The organism is Thiothrix caldifontis (assembly GCF_900107695.1).
GTDB classification, from domain to species: Bacteria; Pseudomonadota; Gammaproteobacteria; order Thiotrichales; family Thiotrichaceae; genus Thiothrix; species Thiothrix caldifontis.
The window spans coordinates 141643-157157 of the sequence record NZ_FNQP01000010.1 but is presented as its reverse complement, the minus strand read 5'-3'; the positions used below and the strand labels follow the sequence as shown (position 1 = coordinate 157157).

Below are 15515 nucleotides of genomic sequence, written 5' to 3'. Positions count from 1 at the left end.
CCTGTGGACTAATGGGGAGCTGTTGGAAGGCGGCTGTCCGACTTAATCCATCCAATGTGCTGGCAGGATTGCCCATCCAGCCAAACACCAAGCTGCGGATGAAGTTCGAGCCGCTGAGTTTGCGCTGGCGTTGAATGAAGCCGCTTTTTTTGCTAACGCGTCCGCTTTTTCATACAAGATGGCTTGCAATGCGGTGGCTACTTTTGTCAGTATCAATGCGCGGTCTCCTTGTCGAAGTCGATCTATTCGGTGTGCAAAACTAATAGCCTACCAGAGAGGGAGACCGCTTTCGCGGGTTAAAGTTGATGCGTATAGGGCAGGTATTTTTCGGCCCCTTATCCGACGCGACTGGGCGTAAACCGCTGATGTACCTAGGCTTAGGCATCTTTATGCTCGGCAGTTTGCTATCAATGGTAGCGCAAGACTTTTCGCACATGCTGATCGGGCGCTTTTTGCAAGGAGTCGGCGCATCTGCCCCGCGTGTGTTAACGATGGCACTGGTACGCGATTGCTATTCCGGGCGGGCAATGGCACGGGTTATGTCATTCACCATGAGTATTTTTATCCTTGTGCCGATGATTGCGCCATCATTAGGGCAAGGTATTTTGCTGGTGTCCGGCTGGCGCAGTATTTTCACGCTGTTTTTTGTGCTGGCGCTCAGTGTGGCGGTATGGTTTTGGTGGCGAATGCCAGAAACCCTACCCGCCGCACAACGCCGCGCTTTCCGTTTCAGCGAGTTCTGGCAGGGGCTAAAAGAAGTCGTCAGCAACCGCACCAGCATGACCTACACCCTCACCACTGGGATTGTGTTTGGGGCATTTCTCGGCTATTTGAGTTCATCGCAACAAATCCTGCAAATCCAATACGGCTTGGGGGAACGCTTCCCGCTGTATTTTGCGCTGCTGGCGCTGGCGATTGGCGGCGCATCGTTACTGAATGCCAAGCTGGCAATGCGCTACGGAATGCACTGGATTTCAAAGCGGGCATTGCTGCTGTTCACGCTGCTATCGGGTGCATTTTGGCTCATCACTTACAGCAGCGCCGGACACCCGCCACTGCCACTGTTGATGGCGTATTTCATACTGGCATTCTTGGCATTAGGGATGTTATTCGGCAATCTCAACGCGCTGGCGATGGAACCGCTGGGGCATATTGCCGGAATTGGCGCATCGGTCATCGGCTCGCTATCCACCCTGATTGCGATTCCGCTAGGAACATTTGTCGGGCAAGCCTACGATGGCACGGTAATACCCCTGATCAGCGGTTTCTTGATTTTCGGCTTAGCCGCAACCACCGCCCTATTTTCACAGCGAAAACCAGCATGACAACCACACTAACTTTTTTACGTCACGCCACTGCCGAAGATCATGATCTGCCGATTCCTGATGAGGCACGTCGCCTCACCCCCAAAGGTCACAAGCAAGTGCAACGGCTCGCCCGTTTTTGCCAACGCCACGCCTTACTGCCCACCCACTTGCTGTGCAGCCCACTGGTAAGGGCGTTGGAAACCGCGCAAGGTTTACGCGAGCACTTAGCCAATTGCCCCAAAGCCATTATTGTGCCTTGGTTAGCGCATGGCACAGATACCCAAACCACGCGACAAGCGCTGGCAACGTTAGCCGCAAACGGTGACGATAATGTTTGGCTGGTGGGTCATGAGCCGGAATTTTCAATCTTAATCGCACACTTGTTAGGCAGCCCTAACAGTCGTATTAAAGTCAAAAAAGCCGGATTGATACGCCTAGAAGTCGATATGACAAGCGGTGTTGGGGAACTCCAGTGGAACATCCCCAACGCGCTAATGAAGTAACGGGAACTCTCTTATACGTTAAACAGGAAATTCAATACATCGCCATCTTTTACAATGTATTCCTTGCCTTCCGCCCGCATTTTTCCGGCTTCTTTCGCGCCCTGCTCACCTTTGTAAGCAATGAAATCTTCATACGCAATGGTTTGCGCACGGATAAAGCCACGTTCAAAGTCAGTATGGATCACGCCCGCTGCTTGTGGCGCAGTCGCATTTTTCGGGATAGTCCACGCCCGCACTTCTTTCACACCTGCGGTGAAATACGTCTGCAAGCCCAGCAAGTCGTAACCGGCACGAATCACGCGGTTCAAACCCGGTTCGTCCAGCCCCATGCCCGCCAAAAACTCATCGCGTTCCACATCGTCTAATTGCGAGAGTTCCGATTCCATTTCTGCACATACGGGTACAACCACTGCATTTTCACGCACTGCAACGGCACGCACCTGATCCAGATACGGGTTATTTTCAAAGCCGTCTTCATTGACGTTGGCAATGAACATGAGCGGCTTGATGGTAATCAGGTGAAATTCGCGAATAGCCAATGCGCGTTCTTCGGGGGTCATGTCCATTGACCGTGCTGAATGCCCTTCGGACAAGTGCGCAAACAAACGTTCTGCCAAGACTTTTTGCGCAAGCAAATCTTTACTGCCGGATTTGGCGGAACGGGTCAAACGGTTCACCGCTTTTTCCGCTGTATCTAAATCCGCTAACGCCAATTCCGTATTGATGGTGTCGATGTCAGAGGCGGGGTCAATTTTGCCTGCAACGTGAATAATGTCATCATTATCAAAGCAACGTACTACTTGCGCAATCGCATCAGTTTCGCGGATATGCGCCAGAAACTTATTGCCCAAGCCTTCGCCTTGTGACGCGCCTGCCACTAAGCCTGCGATGTCCACGAATTCCATCGTCGTCGGTAGAATTTTGATGGGCTTCACGATGGCTGCCAAAGCATCCAAACGCGGATCGGGCATGGGAACGATGCCTACATTCGGCTCAATCGTACAGAACGGGTAATTCGCTGCCTGAATGCCCGCTTTGGTCAATGCATTAAATAAAGTGGATTTACCCACGTTTGGTAAACCAACAATGCCGCACTTGAATCCCATGAATCCGCACCTTCTTTCGTAGGTCGGGTTTCAACCCGACAAAAGTTATACCGTTACTTCGTATGCAGCGCGTTCATCGCCTTCTGCATCTCACCGGCTAAAATCAATTCAATCTGGTCGGCGGCTTTATCAATCGCGCGTGAAATGACGATTTCATCATCCAACGAGGGGCGCGACAGCACATAATCGACCACTTTATTACGGTCTCCGGGGTGTCCGACACCCAACCGCAACCGCCAATAATCCGCGCTCAAATGCGCATGGCAATCACGCAGACCGTTGTGTCCGCCATGACCACCGGCTAATTTCAAACGCACGTCACCCGGTGCAATATCCAGCTCGTCGTGCGCTACTAAAATTTGTTCTACCGGAATTTGGTAGAAACTGGCTAACTGCTTTACTGCCAGCCCGCTACGGTTCATGAAAGTCATGGGCTTGATCAGCCATACCGTGGCGCTGCCGACTTGCAGTTTACAGACTTCACCGGAAAAACGCTTCTCGACAGCAAACTTACCGGAGTAACGTCTTGCCAGTTCGTCCACAAACCAAAACCCGGCATTGTGCCGGGTTTTGTCGTACTGGCTACCGGGGTTGCCCAAACCTGCAATGAGGCGGATCGGGGTTCCCATCAGTATTGACCTTAGTGAATCGCCGCGATGGCGTTATCGTGGTCTTCGCCCAGTGCCAAGGCTGGCAGGCTCACGCCTTCTGGCAATTTCAGGTCAGACAAGTGCAGAATCTGACCCTTTTCGACGTTGATCATGTCAACTTCGATGAATTCAGGCAGGTTCTTCGGCAAGCAAGAGACTTCAACTTCAGAAATCATGTGGCTAACTGTACCACCCTGCTCTTTCACACCTTTCGCCGATTCGTCATTGAGGAAGTGCAGCGCCACGTGAACGCGGATTTCTTCATCGTCACGGATGCGCTGTAAGTCAGCGTGCATAATGATTGGCTTGGCTGGGTGACGTTGCAGATCACGCAGGATCACTTGCTCTTTACGATCGCCGAAATCCACCGTAATGATTTGCGAGTAGAAACCTTCTTCCTGCAAATTACGCAGCATTTCATTGTGACGCAAGGAAATGGATTGTGCTTCACCGCCTGCACCGTAAATAACGGCAGGAACCATACCGGTGTTACGCAGGCGGCGGCTCGCACCCTTACCCTGCAATTCACGTACCTGCGCTTGCAGAACGTATTGTTTTGACATGTTATTTCTCCAATAGAATCGTTACCGAACGCGACCGGACGGCAACTAAAAAAACCCGTGAACGGGGACTAAAACTTATATGCCATCAAACAAGGAACTCACCGAGTCATCTTGATTAATGCGTAAAATAGTTTTCGCTAACACCCCGGCTACCGAAAGCTGGCGAATCTTAGCACATTTTTTCGCAGCGTCGCTTAAAGGAATCGTGTCAGTAATAACCACTTCATCTAATTGTGAACTATCTATGTTGCTGACCGCTTTGCCCGAAAATACTGCATGAGTCGCGTAAGCCCGTACACTTAATGCACCATGTTGTTTCAGTGCTACAGCGGCATTACACAAAGTACCACCAGTGTCGATCAAATCATCAATCAGGATGCAATTACGCCCTTCTACATTACCGATGATATTCATGATCTCGGATTTGTTCGGTTCAGGACGGCGCTTGTCGATAATCGCCAACTCGACATCGCCTAACCCTTTTGCCAAAGCTCGGGCGCGAACAACACCACCGACATCCGGTGAAACCACCATGATATTATCTAAGCCACACGCCAGCACATCCTTAATCAACACACCCGATGCGTAAACGTTATCTACAGGCAAGTCAAAAAAGCCTTGTACTTGGTCGGAATGCAAATCAATAGTCAGTACACGGTCAACATGTCCTGTCGCGATCATATCCGCCACCAATTTGGCAGAAATTGGTACGCGCCGTGAACGTACCCGACGATCTTGCCGCGCATAACCGTAATACGGGATGACAGCCGTGATTCGCCCTGCGGAAGCCCTATATAACGCATCAGCGATGATCAGTAGCTCCATCAAATTATCGTTAGTGGGCGCACAGGTAGATTGCACGATGAAAACATCACGACCACGCACGTTTTCCAAAATCTCAACGTGCACTTCACCATCGCTGAAGCGTTCTGCTTTGATTTTACCGGAGGGAATTCCGAGGTGATCGACGATTTTGTCGGTGAGTTCAGGATTAGCGTTACCTGTAAACACCATCATTTTATCGTCAGCCATGACATATCCGCATAGATTGGGGGAAGAAAATGGCAGGGCCGCCAGGATTCGAACCTGGGAATGCTGGAATCAAAATCCAGTGCCTTACCGCTTGGCGACGGCCCTTCTGAAACTAATTGTAAAGCGTTGGCAATGTTACTAGCTTTTGCTGCAAAGGCGAAATAGTCACACCCTTTGCGACAAATCCGAACCATTCAACAGGTAGGTTTTGTAGGATTATTTCACCTTCTTGCCTACTGCTTACTGACCCAAACAGGCAACTGCCTGAACCTGTTAACCTTGCATGTGAGTACCCAGATAGCCAGCTTATTGCTTTAGCCACTTCGGGATAACGCTTTTCTACGACTGCTTGGAAGACGTTAATGCCTGCCCCGCCGTGGAAGGTCGCTAATGTAATCGCAGGGCAGTTGCGTGTCAAGTCTGATGCAGAAAAAAGTTCTGCTGTCGGAACATGAACCTGCGGATGGATCACCACATACCAAGATTCAGGCAAATCAACCGGCGTTAATTGCTCACCGACCCCTTCCGCCCATGCCGCATGACCCTGTACAAACACCGGTACATCCGCGCCTAAACATAGCCCTAACGCAGCCAACTCATCATTACTCAAATCACATTGCCACAGGTAATTTAACCCGTGTAACACCGTCGCTGCATCCGAACTGCCGCCCCCCAAACCGCCGCCCATCGGGATACGTTTCAACACATGAATATCCACACCGAGACGAACCCCCGTTGCCTGTTGCAACAATCGCGCTGCCCGCACCGTTAAATCAGCGTCTACTGGTACGTCCTCAGCTCCCTGCGGTCGACAAATTTCACCATCACTGCGCACGCTCAGCGTAATCTCATCCGCAAAATCAAGAAATACGAAGAGGGTTTGCAACAAATGATAGCCATCTGCCCTCCTGCCCGTAATGTGCAGAAACAGATTGAGTTTAGCGGGTGCCGGAAGTGTTAACGTTTGCATGGAAACTTAATAACGGGTTTGCCAATCTTTCGCGATCACCTTAACCTTGGTGTTATCAGGCACGCGGCTCAAATTAATTTTTTCAGGTAATGCCTTCCAATCGTTGCCTTGCCAACCCGTGTATTCGATCAACCAACCGGATTGTTGTAACGATTCGGGGCGGCCTTGCGAATCCAATTTGACTTGCTGCACGGGCGAGTCGGGTGAAGGTATACCTCGCACCCAATATTTCATCCCATCCAATGGCAATGAAACACCCAATTGTCCTTGCAACAAACGTTCAGCACTCGCGTCTTTGTAAGTCTTGCCATTGGCTTGCAAGGTCACTTCGGAACGGTCTCCCTTGAGGTAAGCCATAATCGAACCCGTCAGCGGATTCTTAATGTTCATTTCATACTGGTCTTTTCCCGTCTGGAGCCAAGACAGATTAAATGAAGCACTTTGCTCCTGAAACTGCATTCCCACCTTACCTTGCAACCGCCAGCTACTCATACGAGCAAAGTTAGTCTGACGTTGTTGCCAAGCACTTTGGGCGTTTACAGGTTTAGTTGATGCATCGACACCTTGGGAAGGGCTTTTTGTCTGCGTCGCACACCCACCAAACGTCACCGCACAACAAGCCGCCACCAGCATCCATTGTTTCATGATTCGTTATCCTTAAGTAATGAGAAGGTTACAAGCCAACCAGCTTTTCCTTAACCTTCAGCAACAAATTGTCATCAGGGAATTTACTGAGCATGGTATCGAGAATAGCCTGTGCCTCTGCCTTATTACCGCGAACTGCTAACACTTCAATCAAGTGACTGGCAACTTCGGGGTCTTGTAATTGAGTATAGGCTTTGCGTAACCAAGCTTCCGCCTCCTCCGTTTTGCCTGTGAGATATAATACCCAGCCCATGCTATCCATAATCGCGGGATCATCAGGGCGACCAGCCAAGGCTTTCGTAATGAGTTCGCTGGCTTCCGAATAACGTTGCGTATTCACCGCCAGCATATATCCCAATGCATTTAATACAGTCGTATTATCAGGCTGTGACTTAAGCACCGCCTGTAAATCAGCTTCAGCCTTACTGAAATCACCCAGCTTTTCAGCACTCAGGGCGCGAGAATACAACACATCAGGGTCATTTGCTTTTACATCCAGCGCCTTGCCAAAGCTGTTGATAGCCTCAGCGTATTGTCCCTGATCATGCAACAGTTGCCCGTCTAATTGTAGCAATAGCCCCTTACGTTCATTATCAGCGGCTATCTTAACTTGTTCTGCCACCCATTCACGCGCGCTGGCTAAATTGCTTGTTTCCACTAACAAACGTGCCACACGCACCGTCGCTTCACGGTCGTATTTCCCCCCAACAGCCTTTTTATAAACCTCGATGGCTGGTTTGGGGCGCTGCAATCCTTCATGAATTTGCCCCATGAAATAATTAGCCTCCGCAGCACGGTCTGGCACTGTCAGCAACTTACTGATTAACGGTTCTGCCGCTGTGAAAGATTTTTGTTCCAGATGCAATAAGCCTAAGGTATACAAAACGTCCACATTATCGGGGAAGCTGGTGTAAAGCTGTTGGTAAATCGGTGTCGCTTCCGCACGGCGATCTGCCAAAATTAGCAAACGCCCATAATCCAGCTTTAGTTCCGTATCCTCAGTGTTTTTATTGATCGCTTCTAACGCCTTAATCGCGTCGGGTAATTTATCCAACCCCACTAATGCCTTAGCAGCCCAGCGAGCAGCTTGCACTTTTTCAGCCGCATCCCCCTTTTGTTTCGCCGCTTGACTCGCCTGTAACGCTGCCTCAAATTGATCCGCATTCAATGCCAGTGAAGCCAGCGCCAATTGTGCACGGGGTGAACTATCCACGCTCTTCACATAACGTTTGAAAGTTTCGTAGGATTTAGTAGCATCAGGCTCTAGCGTCAACAACGACACAATGAAAGCAAAACCGTGTTCATTTTCTTTATTCGCCCTATCACGGATTTTTACCAAATCCTTCACCGCTTCATCGTACTTTTCGGCGCGTAAATTTGCCAATGCCTGATATTGAACTGCCTCGGAAGAATCCGGTGATAATGTAATCCAGCGCTCCAAAGCTCGCCCTGCTAAAGACGTATCTTGTGCACTCATTGCCAACTCCACCGCACGTTGCGCAACCGCAGGATCATTGGTCTGCTGAGCAGCAGCCACATAATGCAAGGCAGCCTGAGACACATTACCCTGTTTAACAAACATTTCCCCTGCGAGGATATTGTAAACCTGATAACTCAGCGGACTGCTGAAAGTCGCTACATTACTAACCGACTGATCCGCAAACGGGGCATTCCCCAAGGTGCAACCACCAATCAATAAAGCCAATACTAGGCTCACAAAACGGCGCGGCAAACGATTGCTGGGCATGTATTTCTCCGGTCCATCACAATCCCCGATTATGACTGATCGTGTTATGTTGCAAGAGGATTTAAGGATATATTCAACGAATTACCTTGTAATAAGCCATAACGTATCAGAAAATTCGCGGTTCCGAAAGTTAACTACCTCGTTCTGAAAAGGTGCAAAGGCTGAAATGTATCCGTTGGTGAAATACTGAATGTCCATCCTGATCGTTGGAGTCAATCATAAAACCGCCCCAGTCTCCATCCGGGAAAAGGTTTCGTTCTCACCTGACAGCCTGCCATTGGCACTGCACGCTGCCCATCAGGTTGTGCCTGAAAACCTGATACTCTCGACCTGCAACCGCACTGAAATCTACGCCGCTGCTCATCCGCAGCAATCCGTGGAAGCCTTGGTCGAGTGGCTGGCAAGCTGGCATAAAATGCCAGCAACACAATTACAACCCTACTTGTATATCTACCAACAAGACGAAGCAGTGCGTCACGCCTTGCGCGTAGCCTGTGGGTTAGACTCACTGGTACTCGGTGAACCCCAAATCCTTGGGCAACTGAAAACTGCCCTACAAGCTGCCAGCGACCAAGCCACCACCGGCAATCAATTAAACCGCCTGATGCAACATGCGTTTTCCACCGCTAAAAAAGTCCGCACCCAAACCAGCATTGGTGCTAATCCCGTCTCCGTTGCCTTTGCTGCGGTCAGTCTTGCCAAACAAATTTTCAGCAAACTCGAAAAACAAACCGCACTATTGATTGGTGCAGGTGAAACCATCGAACTCGTCGGCAAACACCTTGCCACCAACCACATTGGTAAAATCATTGTTGCCAACCGCAGCATCGACAAAGCCCAAAAACTCGCCGCAGAATACGGCGGCAAGGGCATCGGCTTGCCAGACTTAGCCGATCACTTGCCTCAAGCGGACATCATTATTTCTTCCACTGCCTCTCCCGTTCCCATTCTCGGTAAAGGCGCGGTAGAACGTGCCCTAAAAATTCGCAAACACCGCCCCATGTTCATGGTAGACATTGCAGTGCCACGAGATATTGAACAAGAAGTTGCCAACCTAGATGATGTCTACCTCTACACTGTTGACGACCTACACTCAGTGATTGAAGAAAACCTCCAATCACGGCGTGCTGCTGCCGAACAAGCTGAAGGCATGGTGCTAGAAGAAGTCACTAACTTCATGTCATGGCTACGTGCACAAGACCATATGAACACCATCCGTGCCTATCGTGCGCGTACCGACACTATTCGCCAAGCAGTATTCGATAAAGCCACCACATTATTACAAAATGGCAAAAGCCCCGAAGAAGCCCTGCAATTTCTAGCACATACCTTGGCGAACAAACTGTCTCACGACGCCACCCAAGCCATGCATCACGCAGCACGCAACGGCGACCATCAATTGCTGGAACACGCCCGCACCCTGTTTAACCTTTCTAATGACGATAACGGCTAAAAATCTGTGAAAGCATCTATCCTGCAAAAACTCGAAGCCTTGAGCGAACGTTACGCCGAAATTGCTGCGCTATTAGGTGAAGCTGATGTGATCAGCGACCAACAACAATTTCGTAAACTCTCGATCGAATACAGCCAACTAGAACCTGTGGCGCAAGGCTTTCACGCCTACCAGCAAACCGCAGCCGACATCGATGCTGCACAGGAAATGTTGGCAGACCCTGAAATGCGCGACATGGCACAAGAAGAAATCGAAACAGCCAAAGCTCGTCGTGCCGTATTGGAAATCGACTTACAGAAGTTGTTATTGCCACAAGACCCGCACGACAATAGCAATGTGTTCCTTGAAATCCGTGCAGGCACAGGTGGAGATGAAGCCGCCATTTTTGCTGGAGATTTATTCCGCATGTATGCCCGTTATGCTGAGAGCCGTCGCTGGCAGATTGAAATCATCAGCCAAAACGAAGGTGAACACGGTGGTTTCAAAGAAATCATTTCCCGCGTGATAGGGCAAGGCGCGTATTCACGGCTCAAGTTTGAATCCGGTGCTCACCGTGTACAACGGGTTCCTGCTACTGAATCCCAAGGGCGCATCCACACCTCAGCAGCAACCGTTGCTGTCATGCCGGAATTGGATGAAGTAGAAGCGGTTGATATTAATCCAGCCGACTTAAAGATCGACACCTATCGCTCCTCTGGTGCGGGCGGGCAGCACATCAACAAAACCGAATCCGCGATTCGTATTACCCACCTGCCAACCGGCATTGTGGTGGAGTGTCAGGAAGAGCGCTCTCAGCACAAAAACCGCGCAAAAGCGATGGGGCTATTGCAGTCACGCATCTTTGAGGGTGAACGCCAAAAACAAGCCGCCGAGCAAGCTGAAACCCGCAAAAACCTCGTTGGCTCTGGCGACCGCTCGGAACGCATCCGTACTTACAACTTCCCACAAGGGCGCGTCACCGATCACCGCATCAATCTGACGCTGTATAAATTGGATGAAATCATGGCCGGTAGCGTTGATCAAGTAATCGAACCACTCATCAACGAATACCAAGCGGATCAGTTGGCGGCATTGGCGGGTGAATAACCAAAACTTACTGGCTGAGGCGATTCAACAACTGCAATCCCATTCAGATTCAGCACAGGCAGATGCCGAAATATTGCTAACACATTGCCTTCAAAAGTCCCGAACGTATTTATACACCTGGCCTGAAAAAACCGTAGACAGTGTGACAGAAACCACCTTCCGGCAGTTGTTGGCAGAACGCTTGCGCGGTGTGCCGATTGCCTATCTAACTGGCCAACGCGAATTCTGGACACTCAATCTGAAAGTCACTCCCGACACCCTAATCCCCCGTCCTGAAACCGAACTCTTGGTGGAAACTGCCCTCTCTTTACTACCAACATACCCAGCAAACATCCTTGATCTTGGCACTGGCACTGGCGCAATTGCTTTGAGCCTCGCCAGCGAACGCCCTGACATTAGCATCACCGCTTGCGACTTCTCCACCGCAGCCTTAAGTGTTGCAGCAGAAAACGCCCACAACCATCAGATACAGAATGTACACTTCACCCACTCAGACTGGTTTGCTACCCTGCCCCAACAACGGTTTGATATGATTGTTTCCAACCCACCCTACATCGAAGCCAATGACCCGCATCTGATCCAAGGCGATGTGCGCTTTGAACCCATCACCGCGCTCACTGCCGGTCACGATGGGTTGGATGACATTCGCCATATCGTACAAACCGCACCGCATTGGTTGGTAAACTGTGGCTGGCTATTACTCGAACACGGTTATAATCAAGGTAATGCTGTCAAGGCTTTGCTGCAAACAATCGGCTTCCAACAGGTACGTTGCCTACCGGATTTGGCAGGCAACGATCGTGTTACCCTAGGGCAGTGGCTGGCTGCCTAGTCCGTCACATTGTGATCCAGCCAGAACATGCGTGGTAAAATATCTGTCAGGTCAACGCTACCAGTCACGCCTCCAACACCTGTACCCTGTTCGTCATTACTCGCATCCAGAATCGGCATTTCTAGTTTTCCAACCCGAATTTCCACGGTTTGCTGACAATCACCCTCAACACAAGTACCACCATCAGCAGCACTAGGCAAACGGAAGATAATCTTGGCGGCATCCAAAATTTCATTGAAACCCGCTACCACAAACTCATCCTTACTACCGCCAGTGTCTCGGTCAAGATTAGCAACTGCTTTACCTGTGAACAGATCCAACACATAAGCACGCGCACTATTCGGAGGTACTTCACATGGGTCAGGTGATGGCCCCTGTCCATCTTCATCCACAGGAGCAAAAGTGGTGAACACCACTTTATTGAGGAAAGTCACGGCGGGTGCAAGTACCTTTTCTCCACTATCGCTGAAGTCGTAATACCAACCCTTGTGATTGCCATTAAGCAAGTTGTCATTCGGGTCAGTAAAACCGGTACGCGCATTGGTCAAATCGGTATTTTTGAGCGCAACAAAACCTGCCGGTGGCTCATTGTAAACATTCGGATCCATCAAGACGTAGAAACGGTCTTCCGTATTCGTATTCAAGGGGTGAGAGCGGTAGCCGCTGCCCAGTGAAATGGTCATGTGAACCTTGCCATTATCCTGGATCAAGGCAATATCCGGCTCGTAGAAAAACTTGCGGGTATCCGTGCCGTAATCCCCATTGGTCCCCAAATCGGCTATTTTGGTGAGAATCGCATCATCGTAGTTGTACATGTCCGGGTCACTGTCACGCAGATCGTGATCCATATCGACCCGCCACACATTCCCCCCCGTATCAGAAAAATACAGACGGTCGAGTGCACCGTTACGATCCATATCCATGACGCGAATATCACCCGGAATGCTGTGTTTGACCGGGTTATTAGCCGCTACGTTATTATACAAGTCGCGCTGTAATGACCAGTGGATCGTACCATCCAAGGCATCCACAACCATGACATCCCGCCCCAACGTATCGGCTGGACGCTCACTTACCGTTTCCACGTCTTTGTTAGGGTCATACCCTGCCCCAAAGACAACCACATTGCGTATTTCATTCGAGGTGCTGCTGCCGACACGCATCTTGGCAAGCGTGGGTTTTGACCATGTTTCACCTAGGGAATCTAATACACCCTCATCAACGTCGAGATTGTTTTCTTTTTTCCACAAAATGACAGGGCTATCGGGTTCTGTAATATCCAGAGCGTAATAGGCGTTGCCACCACGGCGTAAACCAAAAAACAAGACACGCTTATCGCCAACATCGGCAATGTCACCGTCCGAATTTTTATCGTAATTCCACAACGTCAGCGGGCCATCAATGCCGTAAACATGGTCTTTAGTAGGTAAATTTTCCATAAAGGTTTTGATATTGGGTAACAAGCCTTTCGGCATGAATGCCCACTGCTCTTCGCCATCACCCGTATCAATAGAATGCAAGAAACCTTCGTTAGTCGCCGCGAAGATACGTTCCTCACCATCACCGTAGTCCACCACTAAAGGTTTACTGTTCAGCATGTCCCCCATGTGTTGGCGGGCAGTTCCATCTGGGTTTTCACCACGGGCAAAATCCAGTAAGGCTTCACGCTGACTATCCGTTAAATAATCGGAAGCAGGACATGTAATGGCAACACTGGCGATTTCGACACAACCTTCTTTGGTCTCATAATCGCCCAATACAATGTGTTTTTTACCCGTACAATCGTCGTAATACCCTAAACAACTTGTGCCATCACCATCAGCATCTGGCAGCCAATACTTCACCGGTCCACCGGCAATGTCACTTAAACCAACCAGCATACCATCCGTTATCTTGGCATTAGAGGAAATCAGCGCATTAGTCGTTGCTGTAAGATCCGCATCCGTACTGACATCGGTGTACAAATTCCTATCAGATGGCGCAGGTAATTGACTGGCAGCACCGCCACTGGTGACATCGGAACCGCTGATAGGCCCCCACACATCATCAGCCGTTTCTAAAAACTCGCCTTTGTCATTAACTACTGCTGCTCCACCTTCACCGACTATTTGACCATCCACAGTGCGGGTAAATTTTTTCAGATTACCAGACCACATAGCCGTGGTGCTGCGATCAAACATCGGGATGTAGACTTCATCGCTGTGTGCCAGCATATTGTTGGTGTCGATGGCATAGGTAGGAGAACTGAACGATGACGAAGCCTTGCTAATGGAATTCAGGATAGCTTTGAAAGCCCCTGCTAATTCCTCAGCATTGTCAGCGGTGAAAGCACCATCTTCTTTCGTTGCCAAATCTTTTAGGTATGCTGTGCCTTTTGGTTCATCGCCGAGTGCAAACGCCACTGTATAGGTTTCGACTCCCTGCTTACCCTTGAGGGTAGTATTGTGGTCAGTATCCGCCAACCAGCGTGTTAATTCTGGCCCACAACGACCACTGTTGTAATCTTGTGGTGCAGCGGCAGTCCCATCACACCCATTCGCGCCTGTTGTTCCCAGATAATCCTGTAAACGTGGCGCTACTTTAATCTGACTATTACTGGCGGTGATCAAGTCAGTAAAATACGTAGCCCAATCTGGATTTGGCATGGGTTTGAAATCGCCAATTGCCAGATCTTTCACAGAGGGTGGGTAATAATGCGTACCATCGGTATCCCCTAAGCCGGGAAAATAAGGGTATTCGGGTTTACCATCCGACATCAACACCAAATAGTTGGCTTGGCAACTGTATTGAATCGGGGATTTGTAGGTGGGATCACCCTCTACCGTATCGCAAATGGTGTGTTGGCACTTCTCAATGACCGTCGAACAGGTGTAATCATCATTTTTGCAAGAGCCAGATCCATCGCCTCCGGTCGGAATCCATTCACAGCACTGGTTGTGGCTGGTTGAAGCACAGCTACCCTCCACAATGTTGGTGTTACATTGCCCCCAACTCTTCACGCAGGGTTCAGTATGCGAGGCACTACACGTCGGGGCATTATCATACGTCAAGGGATGCGCTGCCCAACCAATCGTGGGTACATCCATACCCCACTCAACCGTATCACCGCGAAAATAGCGTGCCGCTTCATACAAGGAATCCACAATCGGCGTGTAACCATTAGCTTCCCAATCGTGCACAATGTCAGCGAGAAATTCACGCACCACCGTGCCAGCAGCAGGGTCAGGTAAATTGTCATCACCTAGAGCTGGTACTTCTCCATCAATCGGGGAGATTGGAAAATTCGTCCCCTTAATGGAACTCCACCAATAGTCATTACCTAAACCGTGGTTGGCGTAATGCATCAAACCTACATTGAGATTGCTAGGTGCGGTATTCATGACCTCCTGAAAGGAATCTTTCAAAACTTGTAGGCGGGTACGCCCGCTGGCATCGCCACTTACCACTTGCTTCATGCTGCCTGACGCATCAATAACAAACAAGACGTTGGGCGCAACAGTACCGCTTTTATCAGCAAAATAGATTTCAGTTTCATCCGCCATCAGCACGGAAGCAAACAGTAAAGGTGCGGTTAACAACAGCCACCGCAGGCTACAACGTAGTTTTTTCATGGCATTATTT

14 protein-coding genes and 1 tRNA gene are annotated in these 15515 nt (G+C 49.8%); 5 read left to right on the top strand and 10 right to left on the bottom strand.

What is annotated here, in order from left to right; translation table 11 throughout:
- Positions 1 to 42: 42 nt before the first annotated feature.
- Positions 43 to 216 carry a hypothetical protein gene (locus BLV87_RS19355; protein ID WP_175517799.1) on the bottom strand — a complete coding sequence of 58 codons (174 nt, stop codon included), beginning with the start codon at positions 214 to 216 and terminating at the stop codon, positions 43 to 45.
- An 89-nt stretch (positions 217 to 305) separates the two neighbouring features.
- Here BLV87_RS19355 and BLV87_RS10275 point away from each other — a divergent pair, with 89 nt between their 5' ends.
- Both BLV87_RS10275 and BLV87_RS10270 read left to right on the top strand, forming a co-directional pair.
- On the top strand, positions 306 to 1325 hold the full coding sequence (locus BLV87_RS10275; protein ID WP_093068341.1) for a multidrug effflux MFS transporter: 1020 nt from the start codon (positions 306 to 308) through the stop codon (positions 1323 to 1325).
- Positions 1322 to 1810, top strand: coding sequence for a SixA phosphatase family protein (locus BLV87_RS10270; RefSeq protein ID WP_093068338.1), 489 nt, complete (start codon positions 1322 to 1324; stop codon positions 1808 to 1810). Before BLV87_RS10275 ends, BLV87_RS10270 begins: the two co-directional genes overlap by 4 nt.
- An 11-nt stretch (positions 1811 to 1821) precedes the next feature.
- Here BLV87_RS10270 and ychF read toward each other — a convergent pair whose 3' ends face one another.
- The 8 genes from ychF to BLV87_RS10230 form a co-directional block, all read right to left on the bottom strand.
- Positions 1822 to 2916: a redox-regulated ATPase YchF gene (gene ychF, locus BLV87_RS10265; RefSeq protein ID WP_093068336.1), complete on the bottom strand. Its 1095-nt coding sequence runs from the start codon at positions 2914 to 2916 to the stop codon at positions 1822 to 1824.
- Between the two features lie 53 nt (positions 2917 to 2969).
- On the bottom strand, positions 2970 to 3545 hold the full coding sequence (gene pth / locus BLV87_RS10260) for an aminoacyl-tRNA hydrolase (RefSeq protein ID WP_093068334.1): 576 nt from the start codon (positions 3543 to 3545) through the stop codon (positions 2970 to 2972).
- An 11-nt stretch (positions 3546 to 3556) separates the two neighbouring features.
- Positions 3557 to 4129, bottom strand: a complete 573-nt coding sequence (locus tag BLV87_RS10255) for a 50S ribosomal protein L25/general stress protein Ctc (protein WP_093068332.1) — start codon at positions 4127 to 4129, stop codon at positions 3557 to 3559.
- 75 nt (positions 4130 to 4204) lie between these two features.
- Complete coding sequence (locus tag BLV87_RS10250) at positions 4205 to 5161, bottom strand: ribose-phosphate pyrophosphokinase (RefSeq protein WP_175517906.1); 957 nt, start codon at positions 5159 to 5161, stop codon at positions 4205 to 4207.
- A gap of 30 nt (positions 5162 to 5191) precedes the next feature.
- Positions 5192 to 5266: transfer RNA gene (locus BLV87_RS10245), tRNA-Gln, on the bottom strand.
- Between the two features lie 7 nt (positions 5267 to 5273).
- A complete protein-coding gene (ispE, locus tag BLV87_RS10240) occupies positions 5274 to 6131 on the bottom strand; it encodes a 4-(cytidine 5'-diphospho)-2-C-methyl-D-erythritol kinase (protein ID WP_093068329.1) in 858 nt (285 codons plus the stop codon).
- Positions 6132 to 6137: 6 nt separating this feature from the next.
- Positions 6138 to 6776, bottom strand: a complete 639-nt coding sequence (lolB, locus tag BLV87_RS10235; protein WP_093068326.1) for a lipoprotein insertase outer membrane protein LolB — start codon at positions 6774 to 6776, stop codon at positions 6138 to 6140.
- A 28-nt stretch (positions 6777 to 6804) separates the two neighbouring features.
- Positions 6805 to 8523, bottom strand: a complete 1719-nt coding sequence (locus BLV87_RS10230) for a tetratricopeptide repeat protein (RefSeq protein ID WP_093068324.1) — start codon at positions 8521 to 8523, stop codon at positions 6805 to 6807.
- Positions 8524 to 8713: 190 nt separating this feature from the next.
- Here BLV87_RS10230 and hemA point away from each other — a divergent pair, with 190 nt between their 5' ends.
- Genes hemA through prmC form a run of 3 tightly spaced genes read left to right on the top strand, consistent with a single transcriptional unit; the run spans position 8714 to position 11894 of the window.
- Positions 8714 to 9976, top strand: a complete 1263-nt coding sequence (hemA, locus tag BLV87_RS10225; RefSeq protein WP_093068321.1) for a glutamyl-tRNA reductase — start codon at positions 8714 to 8716, stop codon at positions 9974 to 9976.
- A 6-nt stretch (positions 9977 to 9982) separates the two neighbouring features.
- Positions 9983 to 11062: a peptide chain release factor 1 gene (prfA, locus tag BLV87_RS10220; protein WP_093068318.1), complete on the top strand. Its 1080-nt coding sequence runs from the start codon at positions 9983 to 9985 to the stop codon at positions 11060 to 11062.
- Positions 11055 to 11894 (top strand): peptide chain release factor N(5)-glutamine methyltransferase, encoded by an 840-nt coding sequence (gene prmC / locus BLV87_RS10215; RefSeq protein WP_093068314.1) that lies wholly within the window; start codon positions 11055 to 11057, stop codon positions 11892 to 11894. Before prfA ends, prmC begins: the two co-directional genes overlap by 8 nt.
- Here the strand turns inward: prmC and BLV87_RS10210 are convergent.
- Positions 11891 to 15505 carry a PilC/PilY family type IV pilus protein gene (locus BLV87_RS10210; RefSeq protein ID WP_175517905.1) on the bottom strand — a complete coding sequence of 1205 codons (3615 nt, stop codon included), beginning with the start codon at positions 15503 to 15505 and terminating at the stop codon, positions 11891 to 11893. The genes prmC and BLV87_RS10210 overlap by 4 nt on opposite strands.
- Positions 15506 to 15515: the final 10 nt, after the last annotated feature.